The sequence below is a fragment of the Methylobacterium sp. E-041 genome (genome assembly GCF_022829665.1).
Taxonomy (GTDB): domain Bacteria; phylum Pseudomonadota; class Alphaproteobacteria; order Rhizobiales; family Beijerinckiaceae; genus Methylobacterium.
The window spans coordinates 1-926 of record NZ_JAKSYQ010000106.1; the positions used below are offsets into that span (position 1 = coordinate 1).

At 74.0% G+C, this 926-nt stretch carries 1 protein-coding gene; it reads left to right on the plus strand.

The genetic code is table 11. The features are described 5' to 3' along the window. A partial coding sequence (gene rfbB, locus MKK70_RS10055; RefSeq protein ID WP_243947386.1) for a dTDP-glucose 4,6-dehydratase occupies positions 1 to 926 on the plus strand: 926 nt, incomplete at both ends.

Below are 926 nucleotides of genomic sequence, written 5' to 3' on the forward strand. Positions count from 1 at the left end.
CTGGCGCCCCTCGCCGAGGATCCCCGCCACCGCCTGGTCGAGGCCGACATCTGCGACGCCGACGCGGTGCGCGCGGCGTTCGCGGACTTCCGGCCCGACGCGGTGATGCACCTGGCGGCCGAAAGCCACGTCGACCGCTCGATCACCGATCCGGGCGCGTTCATCCGGACCAACGTGATCGGCACCCAGGTGATGCTGGACGCGGCGCGCGGCCACCACGAGGGGCTGGCGGCGGACGCGCAGGGCCGCTTCCGCTTCCTCCACGTCTCGACCGACGAGGTCTACGGCTCGCTGCCGCCGGGCGGGTTCTTCACGGAAGGCAGCCGCTACGACCCGCGCTCGCCGTACTCGGCCTCGAAGGCCGCCTCCGACCACCTGGCCCGGGCCTGGCACGAGACCTACGGCCTGCCGGTGCTGGTGACGAACTGCTCGAACAACTACGGGCCGCGCCACTTCCCGGAAAAGCTCATCCCGCTGATGATCCTCAACGCGCTCGAGGGCCGTCCGCTGCCGGTCTACGGCGACGGCCTGAACGAGCGCGACTGGATCCACGTCGAGGACCACGCCCGCGGCCTGGTGGCGGTGCTGGAGCGCGGCCGGGTCGGCGAGACCTACCTGCTCGGCGGGCGCGCGGTGCGCAACAACCTCGCCGTGGTCGAGGCGCTGTGCGCCGCCTTCGACCGGCTGCGGCCCGAGCACGCCCCGCACGCGCGGCTGATCGCCTTCGTCGCCGACCGGCCCGGGCACGACCGCCGCTACGCGATCGACCCGGGCAAGGCCGAGGCCGAGATCGGCTGGGCGCCGTCCAAGACCTTCGAGCAGGCGCTGGAGGAGACCGTGCGCTGGTACCTCGACAACGCGGCCTGGTGGCGCCCGATCCGCGAGGGCCGCTACGCCGGCGAGCGCCTCGGCCTCGCCCCGGCCGC